21 protein-coding genes are annotated in these 21,024 nt (G+C 42.5%); 11 read left to right on the top strand and 10 right to left on the bottom strand.

Translation table 11 applies throughout. The features are described 5' to 3' along the window. Positions 1-45 precede the first annotated feature (45 nt). The gene (locus H3V11_RS01515) at positions 46-579 is read left to right on the top strand and encodes a single-stranded DNA-binding protein (protein WP_078475680.1); all 534 of its coding nucleotides are present in this window, start codon (positions 46-48) and stop codon (positions 577-579) included. A gap of 252 nt (positions 580-831) precedes the next feature. On the opposite strand, the gene H3V11_RS01510 is transcribed toward H3V11_RS01515, so the two are convergent. Continuing rightward, a complete protein-coding gene (locus tag H3V11_RS01510) occupies positions 832-1,266 on the bottom strand; it encodes a hypothetical protein (protein ID WP_198223454.1) in 435 nt (144 codons plus the stop codon). 648 nt (positions 1,267-1,914) lie between these two features. On the opposite strand from H3V11_RS01510, the gene greA reads away from it, so the two are divergent. Further along, positions 1,915-2,391: a transcription elongation factor GreA gene (gene greA / locus H3V11_RS01505; RefSeq protein WP_025331212.1), complete on the top strand. Its 477-nt coding sequence runs from the start codon at positions 1,915-1,917 to the stop codon at positions 2,389-2,391. Between the two features lie 86 nt (positions 2,392-2,477). Here greA and yhbY read toward each other — a convergent pair whose 3' ends face one another. Next, the gene (gene yhbY / locus H3V11_RS01500) at positions 2,478-2,768 is read right to left on the bottom strand and encodes a ribosome assembly RNA-binding protein YhbY (RefSeq protein WP_041881436.1); all 291 of its coding nucleotides are present in this window, start codon (positions 2,766-2,768) and stop codon (positions 2,478-2,480) included. Positions 2,769-3,066: 298 nt separating this feature from the next. Here yhbY and H3V11_RS01495 point away from each other — a divergent pair, with 298 nt between their 5' ends. From H3V11_RS01495 to H3V11_RS01470, 6 genes are all read left to right on the top strand, one after another. Then, on the top strand, positions 3,067-3,621 hold the full coding sequence (locus H3V11_RS01495; RefSeq protein ID WP_198223453.1) for a hypothetical protein: 555 nt from the start codon (positions 3,067-3,069) through the stop codon (positions 3,619-3,621). Between the two features lie 177 nt (positions 3,622-3,798). After that, complete coding sequence (locus H3V11_RS01490) at positions 3,799-4,419, top strand: RlmE family RNA methyltransferase (RefSeq protein WP_041880460.1); 621 nt, start codon at positions 3,799-3,801, stop codon at positions 4,417-4,419. An 85-nt stretch (positions 4,420-4,504) separates the two neighbouring features. Then, on the top strand, positions 4,505-6,547 hold the full coding sequence (ftsH, locus tag H3V11_RS01485; RefSeq protein WP_041880462.1) for an ATP-dependent zinc metalloprotease FtsH: 2,043 nt from the start codon (positions 4,505-4,507) through the stop codon (positions 6,545-6,547). A 754-nt stretch (positions 6,548-7,301) separates the two neighbouring features. Continuing rightward, complete coding sequence (gene folP, locus H3V11_RS01480; protein WP_198223452.1) at positions 7,302-8,162, top strand: dihydropteroate synthase; 861 nt, start codon at positions 7,302-7,304, stop codon at positions 8,160-8,162. A gap of 182 nt (positions 8,163-8,344) precedes the next feature. Beyond that, positions 8,345-9,688, top strand: a complete 1,344-nt coding sequence (gene glmM, locus H3V11_RS01475) for a phosphoglucosamine mutase (RefSeq protein WP_078475675.1) — start codon at positions 8,345-8,347, stop codon at positions 9,686-9,688. Between the two features lie 37 nt (positions 9,689-9,725). Beyond that, positions 9,726-10,400, top strand: coding sequence for a DedA family protein (locus H3V11_RS01470; protein ID WP_084552052.1), 675 nt, complete (start codon positions 9,726-9,728; stop codon positions 10,398-10,400). A 70-nt stretch (positions 10,401-10,470) separates the two neighbouring features. Here the strand turns inward: H3V11_RS01470 and plsY are convergent, their stop codons facing one another. Next, complete coding sequence (gene plsY / locus H3V11_RS01465; RefSeq protein WP_084552051.1) at positions 10,471-11,073, bottom strand: glycerol-3-phosphate 1-O-acyltransferase PlsY; 603 nt, start codon at positions 11,071-11,073, stop codon at positions 10,471-10,473. Between the two features lie 58 nt (positions 11,074-11,131). On the opposite strand from plsY, the gene folB reads away from it, so the two are divergent. Next, entirely contained in the window at positions 11,132-11,491 is a 360-nt protein-coding gene (folB, locus tag H3V11_RS01460; RefSeq protein ID WP_084552050.1) for a dihydroneopterin aldolase, read from the top strand. Positions 11,492-11,524: 33 nt separating this feature from the next. Next, positions 11,525-12,145, top strand: coding sequence for an NAD(P)H-hydrate epimerase (locus tag H3V11_RS01455; RefSeq protein ID WP_198223451.1), 621 nt, complete (start codon positions 11,525-11,527; stop codon positions 12,143-12,145). Here the strand turns inward: H3V11_RS01455 and H3V11_RS01450 are convergent. Both H3V11_RS01450 and hemN read right to left on the bottom strand, forming a co-directional pair. After that, on the bottom strand, positions 12,142-12,765 hold the full coding sequence (locus H3V11_RS01450; protein WP_084552048.1) for a CoA pyrophosphatase: 624 nt from the start codon (positions 12,763-12,765) through the stop codon (positions 12,142-12,144). The genes H3V11_RS01455 and H3V11_RS01450 overlap by 4 nt on opposite strands. Positions 12,766-13,200: 435 nt before the next feature. Further along, complete coding sequence (gene hemN / locus H3V11_RS01445; protein WP_100125823.1) at positions 13,201-14,586, bottom strand: oxygen-independent coproporphyrinogen III oxidase; 1,386 nt, start codon at positions 14,584-14,586, stop codon at positions 13,201-13,203. Between the two features lie 263 nt (positions 14,587-14,849). Here hemN and fnr point away from each other — a divergent pair, with 263 nt between their 5' ends. Further along, complete coding sequence (gene fnr / locus H3V11_RS01440; protein WP_025331198.1) at positions 14,850-15,590, top strand: fumarate/nitrate reduction transcriptional regulator Fnr; 741 nt, start codon at positions 14,850-14,852, stop codon at positions 15,588-15,590. Positions 15,591-15,715: 125 nt separating this feature from the next. Here fnr and H3V11_RS01435 read toward each other — a convergent pair whose 3' ends face one another. The 5 genes from H3V11_RS01435 to H3V11_RS01415 form a co-directional block, all read right to left on the bottom strand. Further along, entirely contained in the window at positions 15,716-16,498 is a 783-nt protein-coding gene (locus H3V11_RS01435) for a hypothetical protein (protein WP_198223450.1), read from the bottom strand. A 67-nt stretch (positions 16,499-16,565) separates the two neighbouring features. Beyond that, a complete protein-coding gene (locus tag H3V11_RS01430; RefSeq protein WP_232335732.1) occupies positions 16,566-17,882 on the bottom strand; it encodes an FAD-binding oxidoreductase in 1,317 nt (438 codons plus the stop codon). Between the two features lie 78 nt (positions 17,883-17,960). After that, positions 17,961-18,842, bottom strand: a complete 882-nt coding sequence (locus H3V11_RS01425) for an ABC transporter permease subunit (protein WP_025331195.1) — start codon at positions 18,840-18,842, stop codon at positions 17,961-17,963. Continuing rightward, complete coding sequence (locus H3V11_RS01420) at positions 18,835-19,803, bottom strand: ABC transporter permease subunit (protein ID WP_078475665.1); 969 nt, start codon at positions 19,801-19,803, stop codon at positions 18,835-18,837. The genes H3V11_RS01425 and H3V11_RS01420 overlap by 8 nt, the downstream gene beginning before the upstream one ends. 19 nt (positions 19,804-19,822) lie before the next feature. Next, positions 19,823-20,953, bottom strand: a complete 1,131-nt coding sequence (locus H3V11_RS01415) for an ABC transporter ATP-binding protein (RefSeq protein WP_198223449.1) — start codon at positions 20,951-20,953, stop codon at positions 19,823-19,825. Positions 20,954-21,024: the final 71 nt, after the last annotated feature.

Genomic DNA, 21,024 nt, shown 5'->3' with positions numbered 1-21,024 from the left:
GGGTTGTCATCTTGGACAGCCTGTATTCATTATTAGGAAACCACCATGTCTGTTAATAAAGTCATCCTGGTTGGCCGTCTGGGTCGTGATCCTGAAACACGATATATGCCCAGCGGAGATGCAATAACCAATTTTTCCATAGCTACCGATGAACAGTGGCGTGACCGTAATGGTGAACGCCAGACTCGTACTGAATGGCATAATATTACTCTGTTCGGTAAATTGGGTGAGATAGCCAGCCAGTATTTGCGTAAAGGCAGCCAAGTGTTTATTGAAGGCAGGATTCAGAGCCGTAAATATACCGGTAAAGATGGTATCGAACGCACCGCATACGATATTATCGGCAATGAAATGAAAATGCTGGGTAGCCGCAATGACGGGGCTTCCGGCTCAGGTAATAGCTATGATCAGATGAATGGCGGAAATAACTATGCACAGGGAGGTAACTATAATCAGGATGGTTATGATGCTGCACCTGCTGCTTCCAGTCCGCCACCGGCAGCTCCGCGCCGTCAGGCACCACGGCCGGCACCTACTCCTGCTCCGGTAGATGATATTGATGACGATATTCCGTTCTAATAACAAAGAATAGCATTGAATCTACTTTAAGCTGATAAAAACCTGATGATTTTTATTAATCAATTTTATACCTTTCAGAGAAATATCTTTGAAAGGTATTTTATTTAATGAAATATTAATACTTAGATTGGATAGTATATATTTTTATGTTGATTGGATACCGATCAGATGAAATAATTAAATTTAGCTCTTAAGATATAGTCTGGACTATTATTTATATAATAAATTAATATTTAATGATTAAATAAATGTTTAAAATAAAGCATCTTTATACCAAATTACATGGTCTACCAGAACCCATTTATCCTGTTTTTTCTCATACCAGATAGTTAAATTTTCATCTTGATTGCAAGACCACGTTACTTCTCTGATTATAATGTCTCTGTTTTCAATTTCTTTTTCTGTAAATGTATTTCTTAAACTAATTCTGAATTCTGAAATCACACCATCTCCTTTGCCTAAAATAAAAGTACTATCTGTTAATGGCGGGTATTTTGATACTAAAGTATTAACTGGTATCTGTTGTATTTGGTTAATATTTATATTCTTTTCAGTAATAAATTCTGTATTTACATTCAGAGTATCTGTTTTATAACTTTCTTCTAATGATTTAGTTTTATTACAGGCAGACAACAATATTACTAATAGCATAGCTACAAAATTTTTATTTGTTTTAAATAGATTCATATTGAAATAATTTTAGATTTTTAAACGGGATTATTTGATTAGATATAAAGCGAGAGCGAAAGGATATACTAATAGTCTAATTTAAATCTAATTAGCGTAGTGATGTTGAATATTTTATTAACAAGCCAATCAATGTATATATTTTTTAAATGGTTAGCAGCAGTATTCTTTTGGTAAATTTGTTCTGATGAATTTTAGCAAAAAATTTATATCTGAGTGATTTTCCTTATCGGGCGAAACTGAATTTTTTAAAATTCATAAAAGAAAGCTGAATTGATTTACTATATATTATGAAATAATTAAAAGATTAGATAACCGAGGCATAAGCTAATAAAATAATTAAAATATGTATATTTTTATTAAAATATATTTAAATGAAGTTTAGACTTCAGATAAATCTGGCGATGATTGGTTCGATTAATCAGATTAATGAACATACAAAGCCGCAGTATTGATGATGAATATTATGGCAAATTAAATTAGCTGATTATTCTATGAAATAGTCGTTATAAACGTTGCTATTTTATACCGGTCTGCTAAAATAGCACCTATGGAACAGCGCAAGCCGCCAAAATCGGGCGGCTTGCTTTTTGTTATTAATACGAAATACCGTTGATGCATTCTGCAGCGGTATCTTGGAGAAATATGATGCAAAAAATTCCGTTGACCGTAATTGGTGCTAATTTGCTGAAACAAGAGCTACAAGAGCTTAAAAGTGTAGCTCGGCCGGCTGTAATTGAAGCAATTGCTGAAGCACGTTCGCATGGCGATCTGTCGGAAAATGCAGAATATGAAGCTGCTAAAGAAAAACAGGGCTTTATTGAAGGCAGGATTGCTGAAATTGAGCACAAGCTTTCCCTGGCGCATATTATTGATCCAAAAGAAACCAATGCTGATGGTAAGGTGGTTTTTGGTGCTACAGTGAAAATGCAGGATCTGGAAACCGAAGAAGTAGTGAGTTACCAGATTGTGGGTGAAGATGAGGCAGATATTAAACAGGCTAAAATTTATGTCGGTTCACCTATAGCACGTGCTCTGATTGGTAAAGAAGAGGGTGATGTGGCAGAAGTTCAGGCACCGGGCGGTATTCGCGAATATGAAATTCTTGAAGTGTTTTATATTTAATTTATCTGCATTTAAAAAATTGTTTACTGTTTTACAGAAACTAGCCGGATAAAATAAAAGCGATTCATGTAATGAATCGCTTTTATTTATTCTGCCGGATTCTCTTTGCGGCGGAATAATATTAGTTGTTTGCCAATATGCTGAATTAATTCGGCATGAGTAGCTTTACATAGTTCTTCTGCAATGGCTATACGCGCTGCACGATCGTCACCTGCTACCTGTACTTTAATCAGTTCATGTGCATCAAGATTACGATTGGTTTCGGTGATTACTTCAGTAGTCAGTCCGTGCTGACCAATCAGTACTACTGCATGTAATTGATGTGCACGAGCTTTTAATGCCATTTTTTCTTTACTGTTTAATTTATCTGTTGCCATTTTACTTTCCGGATTAATTACGATCTGATTAGCCTGTTATTCAAGTTAGATTCAGAGTTGAGCTATTTTAAATGAGACAGACGATTTTTTATAGTTGAGAGGTCTTGTATATTTGTATTGAAAATAAAAATTCAAAATCAGTATATTAATAAGGTATTTCTTATTTTAATTAAAATAGTAATTTATAAAACATTCAGGTATATTTAATTTCTGTGATATTTGTTTATTGTTGGTAATATTTATTCTATTTTAATTAGTTAGCAAAAATTAATATCTTTTTCGTTAAGTCATTATAATTATGAAATTTTCGCAGATTTTGTGCCTTGGCATACTGAGAGTTCTGGATACCTTTATTTTCAGATTGGTTGCAGGGCTTGGGTTGTGCGTGGTTTGTCTGCCGTTAGTGTCGCATATATATACTAGAAGCAGCATCAAAAACCAATCTCATTATCCTTTTGAAGTTGCGGTATTTCAGTCTGATGGTACTTTTACTCAGGTAAATTATAGTACTAATAGAGATTTTAAACCGGAAAATACGTCATTTCTGGCCAAATTCCCCAGCGGGCAGGATAAATCATCAGATGGTAATTATTCCTTCAGTTATAAGGTACTTAAAGAGGAGCCACAGCTTCAATTGATTGAGATTGAAACTATTGACCTGGAAAATGATAGAAATACATGGGCAACATATGTTGCTACGGCCGATACTATCATGCCATTGAGTACCAGAATTGAAACCCCTGCTTATCTGCCGCTATGCGCTCTTATGGCTTTTATTCTGGTGCAGCTAATGAAACAATTTATCAGATATGTGCGCTGGTGTTTCACTATGTCAATCTATTCAGATGAGTAACTTACACTACAAAAAAGATTTGGAATAAAACCTGAGAAACAGGTCTGATTAATTGCTGAGTATAGCCGGCGGATAAAATTATTTATGCTGATGAATTTATCTTTTATATAAGGGGAAATGCTGTATTCTGCATCAATTTCACGATACAATGTGGTGATTTTTTCAAGAATTTGCATCATGGGTGTTCGCTCTAAATCTTCCAGTGCATGGCTCAACGAGCATGTTAACGATCATTATGTTCATCTGGCTCAAAAAGAAGGCTACCGTGCACGCGCAGCCTATAAGTTGCTGGAAATCAATGATAAGGATCATCTGATACGACCGGGTGCGGTAGTGGCTGACCTTGGCAGTGCTCCGGGTAGCTGGTCGCAGGTTGCGGCCAGGCTGGCTGGTGCGGCTGGACAGGTATTTGCACTGGATATTCTGCCTATGGAACCAGTGACGGGTGTACGTTTTATTCAGGGTGATTTTCGCGAGAATGACGTGCTGGCAAAGTTTGAAACTTTGCTGGATGGTTGTGAACTGGATCTTGTAATTTGTGATATGGCACCCAATATGTCTGGCAATAACATTACTGATCAGGCACGCAGTTTTTATCTGGCAGAACTGGGTCTGGAGTTTGCTCAGGCACATCTCAAACCGGGTGGTGATTTTCTGGTGAAGGTGTTTCAAGGAGCAGGTCTGCAAGAGTTTCAGCAGGCTATGAAGGATTGTTTTGCTCAGGTAATGGTTCGCAAGCCGAAAGCATCCCGTGACCGCTCGAGCGAAATTTATTTGCTTGGTCGCGGTAAAAAATAGTAGTTATAGCCAATGCTATGTGAAGATGTGGCTATATTAACTATTCTGAACAACAATTAATTAACCTCCTTAGGAGTTTCTGACAGTGCGGAATACCGTAAAGAATCTTTTGGTCTGGCTGGTGCTGGCGTTAGTATTAATGGCCGCATTCAATGCCATTACTGAGAAAAAAGAGAGTAAACAGCAAATTGAATACTCTCAGTTTATTCAGCAGGTTAACAAGGGTGAGATTGCCAGTGTAAATATTGAAGGTTCAGTGATTAATGGTCTGCAACTGAAGGGCCAGCGTCATGATAAATCTTCTTTCATTACCAATGCACCGACACCGCTGGAAAATAATTTTGTTAGTAATCTGATAGCGAAAAATATTCGGGTTAATGTGATTCCGGAAGAAAAACCGGGTATTTTGACTAATATGTTTATCAGCATATTACCTATACTGTTGCTGATTGGTGTATTTTTTTATTTCATGCGCTCCACACAAGGCGGCGGAGGCAAGGGTGGTGCTTTTTCTTTTGGTAAAAGCCGTGCCCGATTGCTGGATAAAGAGTCTAATAAAACAACCTTTGCTGATGTAGCCGGTTGTGATGAGGCTAAGGAAGAAGTGCAGGAAATTGTGGATTATCTGCGGGCACCACAGCGTTATCAGACGCTTGGCGGACGCGTACCGCGCGGTATTCTGATGTGTGGCAGACCGGGTACAGGTAAAACATTACTGGCTAAAGCAATTGCCGGCGAAGCTCAGGTGCCGTTTTTCAGTATTTCCGGTTCCGATTTTGTAGAGATGTTTGTTGGTGTGGGTGCATCGCGTGTTCGCGATATGTTTGAGCAGGCAAAAAAGAATGCTCCCTGTCTGATTTTTATCGATGAAATTGATGCGGTAGGCCGCCAGCGTGGTGCCGGTTTGGGTGGTGGTAATGATGAACGTGAGCAAACACTGAATCAGCTGCTTGTGGAGATGGATGGTTTTGAAAGCAATACAACAGTTATTGTGATTGCGGCAACCAACCGTCCGGATGTGCTTGATCCTGCTCTGATGCGACCTGGCCGTTTTGACCGTCAGGTAGTGGTACCGTTACCGGATATCCGCGGACGTGAACAGATTCTGAAAGTACATGCTGCCAAAGTGCCTCTGGATAAATCAGTGGATTTACCTGTGCTGGCACGTGGTACACCTGGTTTTTCCGGTGCTGATTTAGCCAATCTGGTAAATGAAGCTGCTCTGTTTGCAGGTCGTCGGAATAAGACCAAAGTAGACATGAGTGACTTTGAAGATGCTAAAGATAAGATTTACATGGGTCCTGAACGCCGTTCCATGGTTATGCATGAGGATGAGAAAAAAGCCACTGCTTATCATGAATCAGGACACGCTGTTGTTGCTGAGACACTGGATTTTACAGATCCGGTACATAAAGTAACGATTATGCCCCGTGGGCGTGCACTTGGTCTGACCTGGCAGCTGCCGGAACGTGACCGCATCAGTATGTATGAAGATCAGATGCTTAATGAGATTTCAATTCTGTTTGGTGGTCGAATAGCTGAACAGTTGTTTATTGGTCGTGTGTCTACTGGTGCTTCTAATGACTTTGAACGTGCTACTCAGATTGCGCGTGATATGGTAACCCGTTATGGTATGTCCAAAAAAATGGGACCTGTAGTATATGGTGAAAATGAAAATGAAGTGTTTCTCGGGCGCTCTGTAACGCAATCGAAAAATATTTCTGAAAAAACCATGCAGGAAGTAGATGCTGAAGTACGTCGTATCCTTGATGAGCAGTATGAAATTGCCTATAAAATTCTGGATGAGAATCGCGATAAGATGCATACCATGGCTAAGGCTCTGATTGAATGGGAAACCATTGACCGTGATCAGGTGCTGGAAATTATGGCAGGTAAGCAGCCTAGTCCGCCAAAAGATTTCAGTGAAAATATAGTTAAGGATGGCGATACTGAGCAGCCGTTAGCTGAGACTGAAACTGAAGCTAAGACTGATGCGGTAGCTGAAACCGAAACAGGTGCTAAAGCGGATGGAGCAACTCAATCCGAAATTAAAGCTGATGCTGTGGCTGAGGATGCAGATCATACTGAATCTAAAGCATCTGCACCTGAACAGAAATCACAGGACTAATTGATGTAGTTATATGATTTTTAACGGCAGCAATAGCTGCCGTTTTTTCTATGTTTTATCTGAAAATAAGAGGCACAAAATATAATAGTAATACTGAAAATAGTTATTCTGGTATATAGGTATATGCTATTTTGGTTCATATGAATTGTTGAAAAGCATGGTAATTTAAGTCAGGAAGATTCTGTATTATGTAAATGATAAAATACTGGCAAAAGCTGGTGTTAAAAATTCAGCTAAACGGTTCAATTCATGAAAGTAGTAAATCAATATTTCCCATGAGACAAATATTCTTTCATTTATTAATCTGGCTGGCTTTAAAATAGGTGAATTTATAAATTGAATATTTCTCCATTATTATCAGTTATAAATGTCAAATCAGAGCAATTATGATGGTTATATTGGAGTCTGGGTTATTTATATAACTCAGATAATGACAGGATATTTAAATCTTGAGATTTATCAATTTATTTTACATCAAGGTATTCTGTCTTAGTTCTGACAGCAATTCTGGTTGTAGTTCAATATATATCTTTGTTTATTTTAATATTCTTTGATTTACAATGATTTTTTAATAGATTTTATATTTTTGTTATTTTCAGTGAGTCTGAATTTGTACTTTGCGGATAAAAAAATTGAGATGCGAAGAGAAATAACTTTATCTGGCTGAGCAGAATTTATTGCTAGTATTATTGGTTTAACCACAAATACAGACTGTATGATTATTTGATAAATGTTAAGAGATTATGATTTAAGTATGGATAATTCTAGTCAAAATTACTGGCAGTGCGGGCGTTTTCAAATTGATTTGGCTCAGCCGAAAATTATGGGAATCGTCAATTTAACGCCGGATTCATTTTCAGATGGCGGAAGTTACAGTACTTCTCTGACTCTGGCATTAAAGCATGCGGAACAGTTATTAAAGGATGGGGCGGATATTCTGGATATTGGCGGAGAAAGCTCCCGTCCCGGATCTGATTTTGTTTCACCCCAGGATGAGTGGAAGCGTATTGAGCCGGTATTAACAGAGTTGGTTACTTGGAATGTACCATTAACTGTTGATACACGCCGCACATGGGTAATGCGTCAGTTACTCGAGCAGCAACTGGCTGACGGAATAAATGATATTCAGGCACTGGAAGATGCCGGTGCAGTGGATTTACTTGCGCAGCAGCAGAATATTGGTGTGTGTCTGATGCATATGCAGGGACAGCCTGAAAATATGCAGCATAATCCTGAATATCAGGATGTGGTTACTGAAGTTGGTCAGTATTTGCAGCAACGGGTATCTGTGTGTGAACAGGCTGGGATTGACCGTTTGCGTCTGACAATAGATCCGGGTTTTGGTTTTGGTAAGAGTCTTCAGCATAATATCGCATTAATGCAGCATTTTGCAGACTGGCATGCGGCCGCCGGTTGTCCGGTACTGATTGGGGTATCACGTAAAACGATGATTGGTTTACTGACTGATGAAACTGAACCAAGACAACGGGTTGCCGGAAGTGTGGTGGCTGCAGTAGCAGCAGTGGCACGTGGTGCAGCAATTATACGGGTACATGATGTACGTGAAACACGTCAGGGTTTACAGGTATGGGCGGCCTTGGGCGGAAGTATTTAACAAGATAGGTTGCAGATTGTCAGCAGACGCGGGCTGCGTTTTTATTATGTAATCTGAGTAGAGTTTAATCGGGTTGAGATTTATTGTGAACCGGATAGTTTTCAAATAACATTTTATTTACTGACTGAACAGCTATGCCTGTTCTACAATAATAGTCTTGAATTAATCGGTCGGAGCAGGTGATGGCAAAAAAATATTTTGGTACTGACGGGGTGCGGGGTGAAGTTGGTAAGTTTCCGGTAACCCCCGAATTTGTACTGAAATTAGCGTATGCTGCCGGACATGTACTGGTACAACATGGAACTGATCATCAGCCTACTGTGCTGATTGGTAAAGATACAAGAATTTCCGGTTATATGCTGGAAGCAGCAATGGAAGCCGGCTTTACAGCAGCAGGGGTAAATGTACTGCTTACCGGACCATTACCTACACCGGGTGTGGCTTATTTAACCCGTGCACTGCGTTTGGACTGCGGGGTGATGATATCTGCTTCACATAATGCTTATCATGATAATGGTATTAAATTTTTTGCAGAGGGCGGAGTCAAGTTAAGTGATATTCTGGAGCTGGAAATTGAAGCAGAGCTGGAAAAGCCGGTAAAAACTGTCCCCTCCAGCGAGCTTGGTCGTGCACGGCGCATAAATGGTGCTGTTGACCGTTATATTGAGTTTTGTAAATCTACTTTTCCGAATCATTTGAATTTGCGCGGTTTGAAGCTGGTAGTAGATACGGCAAATGGTGCGGCCTATGCTGTGGCTCCTAAGGTATTTCATGAGCTGGGTGCAGATGTGGTCTGCATCGGCGATCAGCCGGATGGTTATAATATCAATCAGAAAATCGGGGCAACATATACTAAGTCACTACAGGCAGCAGTATTACAGAATGAAGCCGATTATGGTATTGCGCTGGACGGTGACGGCGACAGGCTGATGATGGTAGATAAATTCGGCAAAGTCTATGATGGGGATGCGCTGATTTATGTAATTGCCAAAGCTCGTGCTGCAGCAGGTTGTCTGGATGGCGGTGTAGTGGGGACGGTTATGACCAATCTTGCTATGGAGCTGGCGTTTAAGCGGCTGGGCATTGATTTTGTCCGCGCTAAAGTAGGCGACCGTTATGTTCTGGAACAGCTGCATCAGCATCAGTGGTCACTGGGGGGAGAAGCTTCCGGTCATATAGTTTGTCTGGATAAGCATAATACTGGTGACGGAATTATTGCAGCTTTACAGGTCTTTGCAGCCTTACAGGTTTTACAGCAGGATTTAGCCAGTATACTTACTGACTGGCAGCCTTTTCCGCAAACTATGATTAATGTTCATATTGAGCCTGATCAGGACTGGCAGAGTATTGCGGCGCCGGTAGCCGATGAGGTGATAAAACAGCTCGGAGATAACGGACGTGTGGTACTTCGCCCGTCAGGAACAGAACCGGTGGTGCGGGTTATGGTAGAAGCTCGTCAGACTGAAGTTGCACGTCAGGCAGCTGAAAAAATTGCCAATGCAATTAAGTCGGGTTTGGCAGAGTAAATCTGTCTGACAGGAATAAAAAAAGAACGGGCATTTTATGTTTGCATTGCTGGAAGCTTTTTTTACTGAGTATGGCTATGCAGCGGTATTTCTGGTATTGGTCGCCTGCGGCTTTGGTGTGCCGATACCGGAAGACGTAACGCTGGTTGCCGGTGGTGTTATTGCCGGACTGGGACATGCGCATGTTCATACCATGTTTATGGTAGGTATGGCGGGTGTTCTGGTAGGTGATGGTATGATGTTTAGTGCCGGACGCGTATTTGGTCATCGTATTCTGAAATTTCGTTTTGTTCAGCGGGTAATGACGCCCAGGCGCTATGCTCAGGTACAGGATAAATTTGATAAATATGGTAGCTGGGTATTATTTATTGCCCGTTTTCTGCCGGGTTTGCGTACCCCGATTTATATTACTGCCGGTATCAGCGGGAAAGTTTCTATACCGAAATTTTTGCTGATGGATGGTCTGGCAGCAATGATTTCTGTACCTGTGTGGGTATATCTGGGTGAATATGGTGCGGAAAATATTGATTGGCTGATGCATAAGGTGCATCAGTTCCAGGCAGTTGTGTATGTTGTGATTGGCGTTGGTGCACTGGCACTAGTCTATTACTGGTGGAAAAAGCGTCAGCGTATCCAGTTTTTTAAACGTAAAATTGCTGAAATTCGTCAGCGCAGGCGCAATCGTAAGCAGCAAAAACAAAATTTGAAGTAATGTGCCTGAAATAAAGAAAAAGACAGTTGAGAAAACTGTCTTTTTTATTTATGGTCGCTATGTCAATTTATTATTTAGTTTCGCCAATTTTACCTTCACGACCACTGAACAGGTTTTTGATATTGCTTTTATGCCGGTAAAGAACCAGTATATCAATCACTATAACAGCAATTACCCAGCTTAACTGAGGCATAAACCACCAGGCAGCAAACGGGCTGATCAGAGTAGCTATTAATGCGGCCAGTGAAGATACTTTGAAACCAAAGGCCATAATCAGCCATACTGCTGCACAAATAAGTGCAGTAGGCCATGATAAAGCCAGGAGTACACCCAGTGCAGTAGCTACGCCTTTACCACCTTTAAATTTGAAAAATACCGGCCACATGTGGCCAATGAGAACCACTACGGCAATTATGGCAATGGTATTGCTGTCCAGTTGCCAGATCGTCTGATAGTGTTTTGCCAGCCAGACGGCCAGCCAGCCTTTGAGTGCATCGCCTAACAGTGTAAGAGCAGCAGCACTTTTTTTGCCTGTACGCAAAACATTGGTAGCACCAGGATTGCCGGAACCATAGCTGTGCGGATCAGGCATACCCATACAGCGTGAAACAATAACGGCAAAAGACAGGGAACCCAGTAAATAGGCACCGATAATTGCAAGGTAATTGACCATAAAGCGGTTTCTTTAGTCTACAATCTGAGGGTTTGCATTTTAGCTCAGTAGGTTGGACATGGATACTATCTTTTTACACGGCATGACTGCGCAGACGCTGATTGGGTTATATCAGTGGGAGCGGCAGCAACAGCAAACATTGTTGCTGGATGTGGATATTGGTACAGATTTTCAACAGGCGGCGCAAAGCGATAATATTGACGATACGATTCACTATGCCAGAGTGGCTGATGATTTGCGTGAGACACTTGCTGAACAGGAATTTTTGTTACTGGAAGCACTGGCAGAGTACGTGGCGCAGTTTATATTGAACCGTTACGGGGCATTATGGGTGCGGGTGAAAGTGGTGAAGCCGGGAATTCTTGCTGGTATTAAGGAAGTGGGTGTACAGATTGAACGCCGGAATACCCAAGTATGATAATAATCTGTTTTTCCTGCTAAAGGACAAGATATGAATACGCCGGTCTGGACTGTGGCACAGATGAAAGCATGGGAGGATACACAGAACCGGGAAGGTTTGAGTTATGCCCGAATGATGGAACATGCAGGAAGTCGTGCAGCGAAGGATTTATTATGTCGGTTTCGTTCCCCGCAGCATGCGCTGATACTGTGTGGCAAAGGGAATAATGCAGGCGACGGGCTGGTACTGACCCGAGTATTGTCTTTACATGGCTGGCCGGTAACGATTATGTTTTTACAGGGACAGCGATTATCAGCTCTTGCCGAAGCCAACCGGAAATGTCTGCCGGTTACTGTAGATTGTATTGATGTTTCGCAATTGCATACTGTGCTGCCGTCTGTTCATCTGGTTGTGGATGCTGTTTATGGTACTGGTTTCCATGGTAAATTGCCTCAGGCTATTGCACGTTGTTTTGATGCAGTTTCTCAGGCAGATGTGTTTAAGGTGGCACTGGATATGCCCAGTGGTGTGGCTGGAGATGGCGAAGAAATAGCTGCCGGAAGTTTTCAGGCTCAGCTTACTTATGCTTTTCAGGCCCTGAAACCGGCACATTGTCTGGAGCAGGTAAGACAGTTATGCGGAGAAATAGTACGTGTTGATTTACTGGATTAGTGTTGATGGTTTTGCCTGCTCCATACCTGATAGCATTGAGCCAGGTGTAATAGCATGCATGCAGTCGCTCCCCAGATATGCCGGTTCTGATAATGTAAATGATAAACCTTAAGCTTAAGATACTGATATTGAGTAATACTATGCTGGTATAGCCCGCTATCTAGAACAACAGGTAAGGGTACAGGGAATATTTCGCTGACTTCTGACGGGTTGAGCTGCCAGTGCAGAGATGAATTGGTCCAGGCCAGAACAGGAACAACTTTGAAACCGCTGGGCAGATAGCATTGGGGTAAGGTTCCGACCAGCCGCCACTGATTACGGATTAGTCCGGTTTCTTCTTCGCTTTCGCGAAATGCTGCATTGATACTGCTTTCATTATTTTCCAGTTTGCCGCCGGGAAAAGCGATTTGTCCGCGGTGCTGGCGTAGTTGCTGACTGCGCTGAGTGAGCCAGATTTGCGCGTTACCATGATTCCAGTCAACAGGTATCAGTATAGCAGCGCAGCGAAAATTAACGGGCAGATGCTGTAATGCATCCTGGCGCTGATTAAGTATAGTAGGCAGTGTACTAGTGCATGTGTAATGTAAAAACTGTTTCAGCTTATCAGGTGTAGTAAACATTTCAATGATGCCAGACTGTTCTTTTTTCAGGATACTGAGTAATTTATATATCGTTCAGGCATAAATGACCAGAATAATTATAAAGAGGATTAACCAGTGGTTACCAGAGGGTGATTGAAGCACTGAAGTACTTAGGCGGAGTTGGCTGGCTAAGGATGTCAGTAAATAAATATGAGCAGGAGTTGAAAGCATCTGGAAGTATGCTTTATACCTGGCAATATGATTTACGTTGGGCTGCTCAGCAATTGCGTAATGAGAAAAATTAAAACCAGTTCATAAACGGTGTGATTTACCGTGGGAACTGGTTTAATTTTAAACAGTAAAATTGGTTTGCAGTTAAGTAAATGGCGATGACGGACAGTTGCAGTATTTATTAATTTTGGCAACGTTATTTATCTTGCTGATAAAACGATGGTAACTGTTGCGGTTTGATTATTATAATGTACGCGAATACTGGGCTTCGGTGCGCTTCTGGCGCAAATAGTAGTCAAATACCATGGCGATATTGCGAATCAGCAGCCTCCCTTTGGGTGTAACCTGTAAATTCTGATCACTAAGATTGAGCAAGCCAAGCTGTTGCAGATGCTGTAAATCAGTCTGCTCAGCAGCAAAGTATGTTTGAAAAGGTTGCTGCATGGCATGGCTATAATCAGGGTAATTAAGCTGGAAGCGGCACATTAAATCCTGAATTACACGCCGGCGCAGTAAGTCGTCTGCATTAAGCTGGTAGCCGCGCATAACCGGCAGGCGGTTTTCATCCAGAGCCTGATAGTAGGCAGACAGTTCTTTTTCATTCTGGCTGTAGATATTGTTGATTTTGCCGATGCTGGATACGCCGATGGCGATTAAGTCACAGTCTGCATGGGTTGAATAACCCTGAAAATTGCGTTGCAGGCGGCCTTCAGATAAGGCAATGGCCAGTTCGTCATCAGGTTTGGCAAAATGATCCATGCCGATGAAGATATAGCCCTGCTGTAACAGATATTGAACGGTGTTTTGCAGAATATCCAGTTTAACACTGCTGTTGGGTACGGCTGATGTATCAATACGCCGCTGTGGTTTGAACAGATGTGGCAGATGTGCATAGTGATACATGGCAATGCGATCCGGCTGCAGAGTCAGTACGTGATCCAGTGTGCAGCGCATAGAGGCTTCAGTCTGGTGCGGTAAGCCATAGATTAAGTCGACACTGACAGAGTGAAAACCATTAGCTCTGGCTGCCTCAATAACTGTCCGGGTTTCAGCTTCGCTCTGGATGCGGTTAACGGCCTGTTGTACCGCCGGATTGAAATCCTGAATACCGACGCTCATCCGGTTAAAACCGAGTCTGCCCAGATGAGCTACAGTTTCAGCTGTCACTTTACGCGGGTCGATTTCAATTGAATATTCACCCTGTTCTGACAGGGTAAAGTAGCGGCTGATACTGGCAAAGATATGACTGAGCTGGTCATCATTCAGAAAGGTTGGTGTACCGCCGCCGAAATGTAATTGTGCCAGCAGCGGTTTACTCTGCCAGTTTTTTGCCAGCAGTGCCATTTCTTTATCCAGATACCGGATATATATATCGGCACGGCTGGTATCTTTGGTAATAATTTTATTACAGCCGCAATAGTAACAGATGGTATTACAGAAAGGCACATGTACGTACAGGGAGACTGGTTTGTCACCAATATTTTGCTGTAAAGCAGTTTGTAACTGAGTTGCGGTGAATGAAGTATTAAAACGGTCTGCTGTAGGGTAGGAAGTATAACGCGGGCCGGAAGACGGTAAGGAAGCAATAAGGGTACGGTCGAATTCTATGTTGATGCGTGGTGTGTTCATTGGATAATGATGGTTATTCTTGTGTTGGTCTGGTGAAATAGATAGGAGTGATAACTATTTATGGTAGAATACATCCGGCAGTAAAGTAAAGCAGTGAAAACATAATAAGCCAATTTTTTTATTAAATCAGGGTCTGAAGGAAATTCAATTCACTTTGTCTATAACAATACTATATTGGATAGTTTTTAAAAAATTGATTTATATCAATATGTTTTTTATATGATGTTCTGGGCAAAGTGTAATCAGTAATTATTAAATATATTATGATTAGATTGTATAAACAGGGTGAAATAGTACAGAAATTATGCGAAAAATGTTCTTTGCATATTCTCTGTATGCCGGTAATGCTTAAAGAGCGGGAACTAACCGATTTAGGAGCGATTATTCGTCAGAGTCGTCGTTTAAAAAAAGGGGAGTATCTGTTTCGTGCCGGTGAACCGTTTGATGCAATATTTGCCATACGAACCGGTTTTTTTAAAACCATGGTTAATAGCCGGGACGGACGAGATCAGGTAACTGGTTTTTTTATGTCAGGTGAATTGTTGGGGCTGGACGGTATTTGTCATAATGTTCATGGCTGTGATGCAGTAGCTCTGGAAGATAGTGAGGTATGTGAGCTACCATTCACTAATATGGAAGATGCCGGTAATATTTTGCCTTCATTACAAATACATTTTTATCGTCTGATGAGTCAGGAAATTCTGCGTACTCAGGAGCTGATGCTGATGCTGGGTAATATGCGTGCAGAAGAGCGTCTGGCTGCGTTTCTGGTGAATTTATCTCATCGTCTGAGTTTTCGTGGTTTTGCTGCAAATGATTTTATTTTGCGTATGTCACGTGAAGAAATTGGCAGCTATCTGGGGCTAAAGCTGGAAACAGTAAGCCGTACTTTGTCTAAATTTCAGCATGAAGGCTGGATAAAAGTTGAGCACAAGCATATTCAGTTATTAGAACCATGGATGTTGCAGAAAATGGTGATGCATTGTCAGCGGGCTGCAAGCTGAATTCAGTTAATGCTTAAAAAAGCTGTAGCATGTTATTGTTGCTACAGCTTTTTTGCTTGATGAGAAAAATTATTTTATATACCTGAATTTGCAATATCGATCATGATTGTGTTAGCCGGGCTGTTTCAGGCATATCCGGCCATCGCGGCAAGCTTAAGTGTATCTTTACCATAAAATTTAGCCTTTAGATGACGCATCCAGCGGATTTTATGTAAGCTTTTGTTGACAATACTACTTACTTCATCAGGTTGATTATGCAGTACGCTATGCCATAATTCTTTAGCCTGAATAGTTACGCCGAATTCCTGCATTAAACGTGCACCTGAGTGCAGATAGCATAGCCAGTCGCGGGAATGGCATTGCGTTAATGTCATCGCGGATAAAGGATCATCTTCGAAATCGATAAAGCCTATGCTGTTCTGATTAATGTAAATCATATTGCGCGCAAAAGTTTCACTCAGGTATTGCTTGCGTTTATGTACATCTTCGATGGCGTTAAGACCAAGCTGCCAGCGTTGCAACAGAAGTTCAGGCTGATGCTTACAGTGTTTCCATTCTTTTTCCAGATTGTGATCGCCAATATGACTAATCATCAGTGCATCCGGTTGTTGCGCCAGAATGGCAGGAACCCGCACTCCTGCTGAGGTCAGAGCCCGCAGACGGGATGCTTCGGTTTGCAGTGCAGGTATTCCACCCAAATTGGGTACAGGTTGCAGCATGTGAATACCACTTATTTTCTGAGCTATTTTTAATAAGTGATAGCGCCAGGCACTATTGCGTGCACCAGCTTGCCGTACCCATACTTTTTCGCCGTTAGTCAGTATATGGCTTTGCATCAGGCCGGTTTGTATGAGCAGGCACTGTTGTAATGCATGCTGATAAAAGGCAGAAGAGTCGGAAGCGGTCATGAAGCCTGTTGCTTGAATTCAAAAACGGGTATTGATTGTACTATAGTTAAGTTTATAACTCTTAAAATTAAGGTAATAAATCTTTTAGACGGTAATAACCTGTTCCTGCCCATTGTATGGGCAGGCGCAGTAAACTGCCACCGGGAAAGTTGTGATGTATAATTTTTTCAAACATGCACAGGCGGCTGTCATCGCCGCTGATTGCCTCAGCAATAATTTGCCCGCCCATACCGGCAGCAGCCACGCCATGTCCTGAAAATCCTTGTAAAAAATAGAGTTGCGGGTTAAGACGCCCGAAATGGGGCAGGCGGTTCATGCTGATATCAACCAGACCACCCCAGGCATAATCAATTTCTGCATCAGCCAGTTGTGGAAATACTTTAAGCATGTCACGGCGCATACTCTGAATGAGTTGCAGCCGGCCGGGTTCACGACCGGAATAATTGACTTTTCCGCCGAATAACAGACGTTTGTCTGCACTCAGGCGATAATAATCAAGTACAAAACGGGTATCACATACTGCCATGTTATTTTTGATAAGTTGCTGAGCACGTTTCCCAAGCGGCTGGGTGGCAATCATGTATGTACCTACCGGCAGGATTTTGGCTTCGAGTGCCTTTATAGGTGCCTGCCGGAGGCTGCGGGTAAAGGCATTGACGGCAATCACGAGGTTTTTGGCAATGATATTTCCGTTTGGTGTGGTAATCCGGTATCCGTGCTGCCACGTTTTCAGCGAAAGCATAGGGGAATGTTCAAACAGCAATGCTCCGGCACGGGCAGCTGCACGAGCCAGTCCAAGTAAGTAGTTTAGTGGATGTAAATGTCCGGCCTGATGGTCAAAAATCGCGCCGGTATAGCGTTCGCTGGCCAGTTGCTGTTGCAGCTGGTTTGAATTCCATACTTCATAATCATGAAAATGGTAGTGTTCGACAGCTTCTTTCACCCATTCAGTTAAGGCACGCAGCTGGCGCGGCCGGATGGCTGCATGAGCGTAACCGCGTTGCCAGTCACAGCTGATTTGGTAGGTTTGAATCTGTTGTTCAATCAGAGTGACAGCTTCACGGCTCCACTGCCAGAGTGTTTGTGCGTTTTTCAGTCCGATCATGCCGGCCATATTGCTCATTTCTGCAGCGTAACCATAAATGACCTGACCGCCGTTACGGCCGGAGGCGCCATAACCGATTCGGGCGGCTTCGATAAGTGCTACACTATGCTGCTGTTGTGCCAATGGCAATGCAGTACCGATTCCGCTCAGTCCGCCACCAATGATGCAGGTTTCAACTTCAACAGTACCTGTTAAACTTGGATAGTGGCTGTGGTCATTACAGCTGGCTGTATAGTAGCTGTCAATGCGTTCTGTATCTGGTGGCATGTGTGTAGACATAGTTACAATGATTAAACTGATTAGGAAGATGAAAAATTGGCAGCTAACCGAAATCAGATAGCTGCCATGTATGCATTTTTATTTGTTAGCCTCAAGTAACTGGCTCTGTCGATAGGCTTCTGCCATTTCCCGTTCACGTCGGGTATTTTGCCGCATCATGAAGTAATTAATACCTATAACCAATGTACCTACCAGTGCAATGATGATGGTGGCCAGTACATTCATTTGCGGATCCAGCCCCAGTTTGATTTTTGAAAATATAATCATTGGTAAAGTGGAAGAACCCGGACCGGACAGGAATGATGTAATGACTAAATCATCCAGCGACAGCGTAATGGACAGCAGAAAGCCGGATGCAATAGCCGGAGCAATTGAAGGCAGTGTAATCAGAAAAAATACCTTTAATGGCCTCGCACCAAGATCCTTGGCTGCTTCTTCCAGTGACTGATTAAGTTCAGACAAACGTGAGCGGATAATAACAGTTACATAGGCCATACACAGGGTGGTATGACCAAGCCAGATAGTAAAAAAGCCGCGTTCAAAATACAGAAAGCTAAAAACACTGTTTTGCAGCAATATCTGTACCTGAATAATTAACAGCAGCATGGACAAACCGGTAATGATGTCCGGCATAACCATTGGTGCAGAAACCATACCGGCAAACAAGGTATTACCACGGAAACGTTTGATGCGGGCTAGTGCATAGCCGGCAAGTGTTCCCAGAATGACTGCGGCTGCCGCCGAGCACAGAGCAATGCGTACTGAAAGCCACGCAGCATCAAGTATCTGTTCATTCTGTAATAATTTACTGTACCACTGAGTGGAAAAACCTCCCCAGACAGTGACCAGTCGCGAATTGTTGAATGAGTAGATAATCAGGACAACCAAGGGTATATACAGAAATGCCAGCCCCAGAAACAGCATTACTCTGAGAAACCAGGATGATATGTTTTTATGCATGGCTGGCTCCTTCTTCAATTTCCCGGTTTTCATAACGATGGAACAAGGTAATCGGAATCACCAGTAACAGCACCATAATAACAGCAACTGCTGACGCCAGCGGCCAGTTATTCTGATCGAAGAAAGCCTGCCACAGTACTTTACCAATCATCAGATTTTTTGGTCCGCCTATCAGTTCGGGTATCACAAACTCACCAACTGCCGGAATAAAGACCAGCATCGAACCGGAGATAATCCCGGCTTTGGATAGTGGCAGAGTAATGGAAACAAACGCTTTAATAGGACCGGCACCGAGATCGGCAGCGGCTTCCAGCAGGCGGTTGTCCAGTTTTACCAGCTGAGTGTACAGAGGCAGAATCATAAAGGGCAGATAGGTATATACCATAACCAGATTCAGTGAGAATGAGTTGTATAGCATATTCATCGGGTTGTTGATGAGTCCCCATTTGATCAGATAAGTATTAATAATACCGTTATGGCCGAGCAGGCTCATCCATGCATATACGCGCAGCAGAAATGATGTCCAGAAAGGCAGCATAATGGTAAGCAGCAGACCGTTACGGATTTTTTCCGGTGCCCGGGCGATGGCATAGGCTATCGGATAACCCGCCAGCAAACAGATAAGTGTCGTAGTGAAAGCTGTTTTAATTGATAACCAGTAAGTCAGCAGGTAAATATTATCGCCTAGATTGCCAATAAACATTTGTCCGAGAGAATGCCAGAAATCATTGAAAATGTCGGCATAATTCTGGTAGCTGACCAGAATATTTACCCGTCCCATTTCAGCATCTACATGATACAGCGGAGTATAGGGCGGGATAGCAATATCCTGTTCGGCAAAGCTGATTTTAAGTACGATAAAAAACGGGATAAGGAAAAGTACCAGTAGCCAGATATAAGGGATGCCGACAACCAGTCCCTGTGTCGGGCGCAAGCCTTTGAGGCGGTTAAACCAGTTCATGTTTAAGCTCCCGCGCCAATTAATAGGTCAGAGGACTGACCTGATTATCCGGCCAGCTGATGTAAACTTTTTCTTCCCAGGTGGGCATAGGAATGCTGTATTGTTCCCAGTATGAGGATAACACCTGACTTTTAATAATTTTGCCGGAAGGCAGCTGGATATGAAAAATACCAAAACTGCCCAGATAAGCAATTTCTTTGACAATTCCGGCTGACCAGTTATATTCCTGCTGAGGTTGCTCGCGATAGATGTTGATATCTTCAGGACGAATAGACAGCCAGATTTTCTGATCTTCCGGTCCGCTGATACCGTGACCAAGATAAACCAGTTGCTGCATTTCGGGGCAGTGAATAATGGTATGGTCGGCACCGTCTTCAGTTACTTTGCCTTCCAGAATATTGGTTTCGCCCATGAATTCAGCTGTAAAGCGGCTATTTGGATAGTCGTAAATATCAGAAGGTGTGCCAACCTGTTGCAACTGTCCGTCAGACATGATGGCAATACGTGAAGCCATTGTCATGGCTTCTTCCTGATCATGGGTAACCATAATACAGGTAGCGCCTACTTTTTCCAGAGTATTCACCAGTTCCAGCTGGGTTTGCTGACGCAGTTTTTTGTCTAAGGCGCCCAGAGGTTCATCCAGTAACAGCAATTTAGGTCGTTTTGCCAGACTGCGTGCCAGCGCAACGCGTTGCTGCTGACCACCGGAAAGCTGGTGTGGTTTGCGTTTGGCGTATTTGCTCATTTGTACCAGACGCAGCATTTCTTCCACCCGCGCACTGATTTCATCTTTGGGCAGTTTGTCCTGCTTTAGTCCGAAAGCGATGTTTTGTTCGACCGTCATATGCGGAAACAGGGCATAGCTCTGAAACATCATATTGATAGGGCGGTCGTAGGGTTGCAGTTTAGTAATATCTTCACCATCAAGGATAATCTGTCCCTGAGTTGGTGTTTCCATACCGGCGAGCATGCGTAATAAAGTCGATTTACCGCTGCCGGAGCTGCCGAGCAAGGCGAATATTTCGTTTTTTTTGATGGTCAGATTAATATGGTCTACAGCGTAATTATCGCCATAGGTCTTGACGATGTCTTTAATCTGTAAGTAATGTGCTGGATCGGCACCTAGTCTGGTGATTGCGTTTTCGCTCATAATTAAAGGTTACTCCAGAAAAATCGTTCCAGCCAATGCTCGGCATATGGATGTTTACTGTAATGTTTAAA

The sequence above is a fragment of the Snodgrassella sp. W8158 genome, from assembly GCF_016100435.1.
In the GTDB taxonomy this organism is placed as follows: domain Bacteria; phylum Pseudomonadota; class Gammaproteobacteria; order Burkholderiales; family Neisseriaceae; genus Snodgrassella; species Snodgrassella alvi.
The sequence above is the reverse complement of the archived record's forward strand: the minus strand, read 5'-3'. Positions and strand labels throughout refer to the sequence as shown.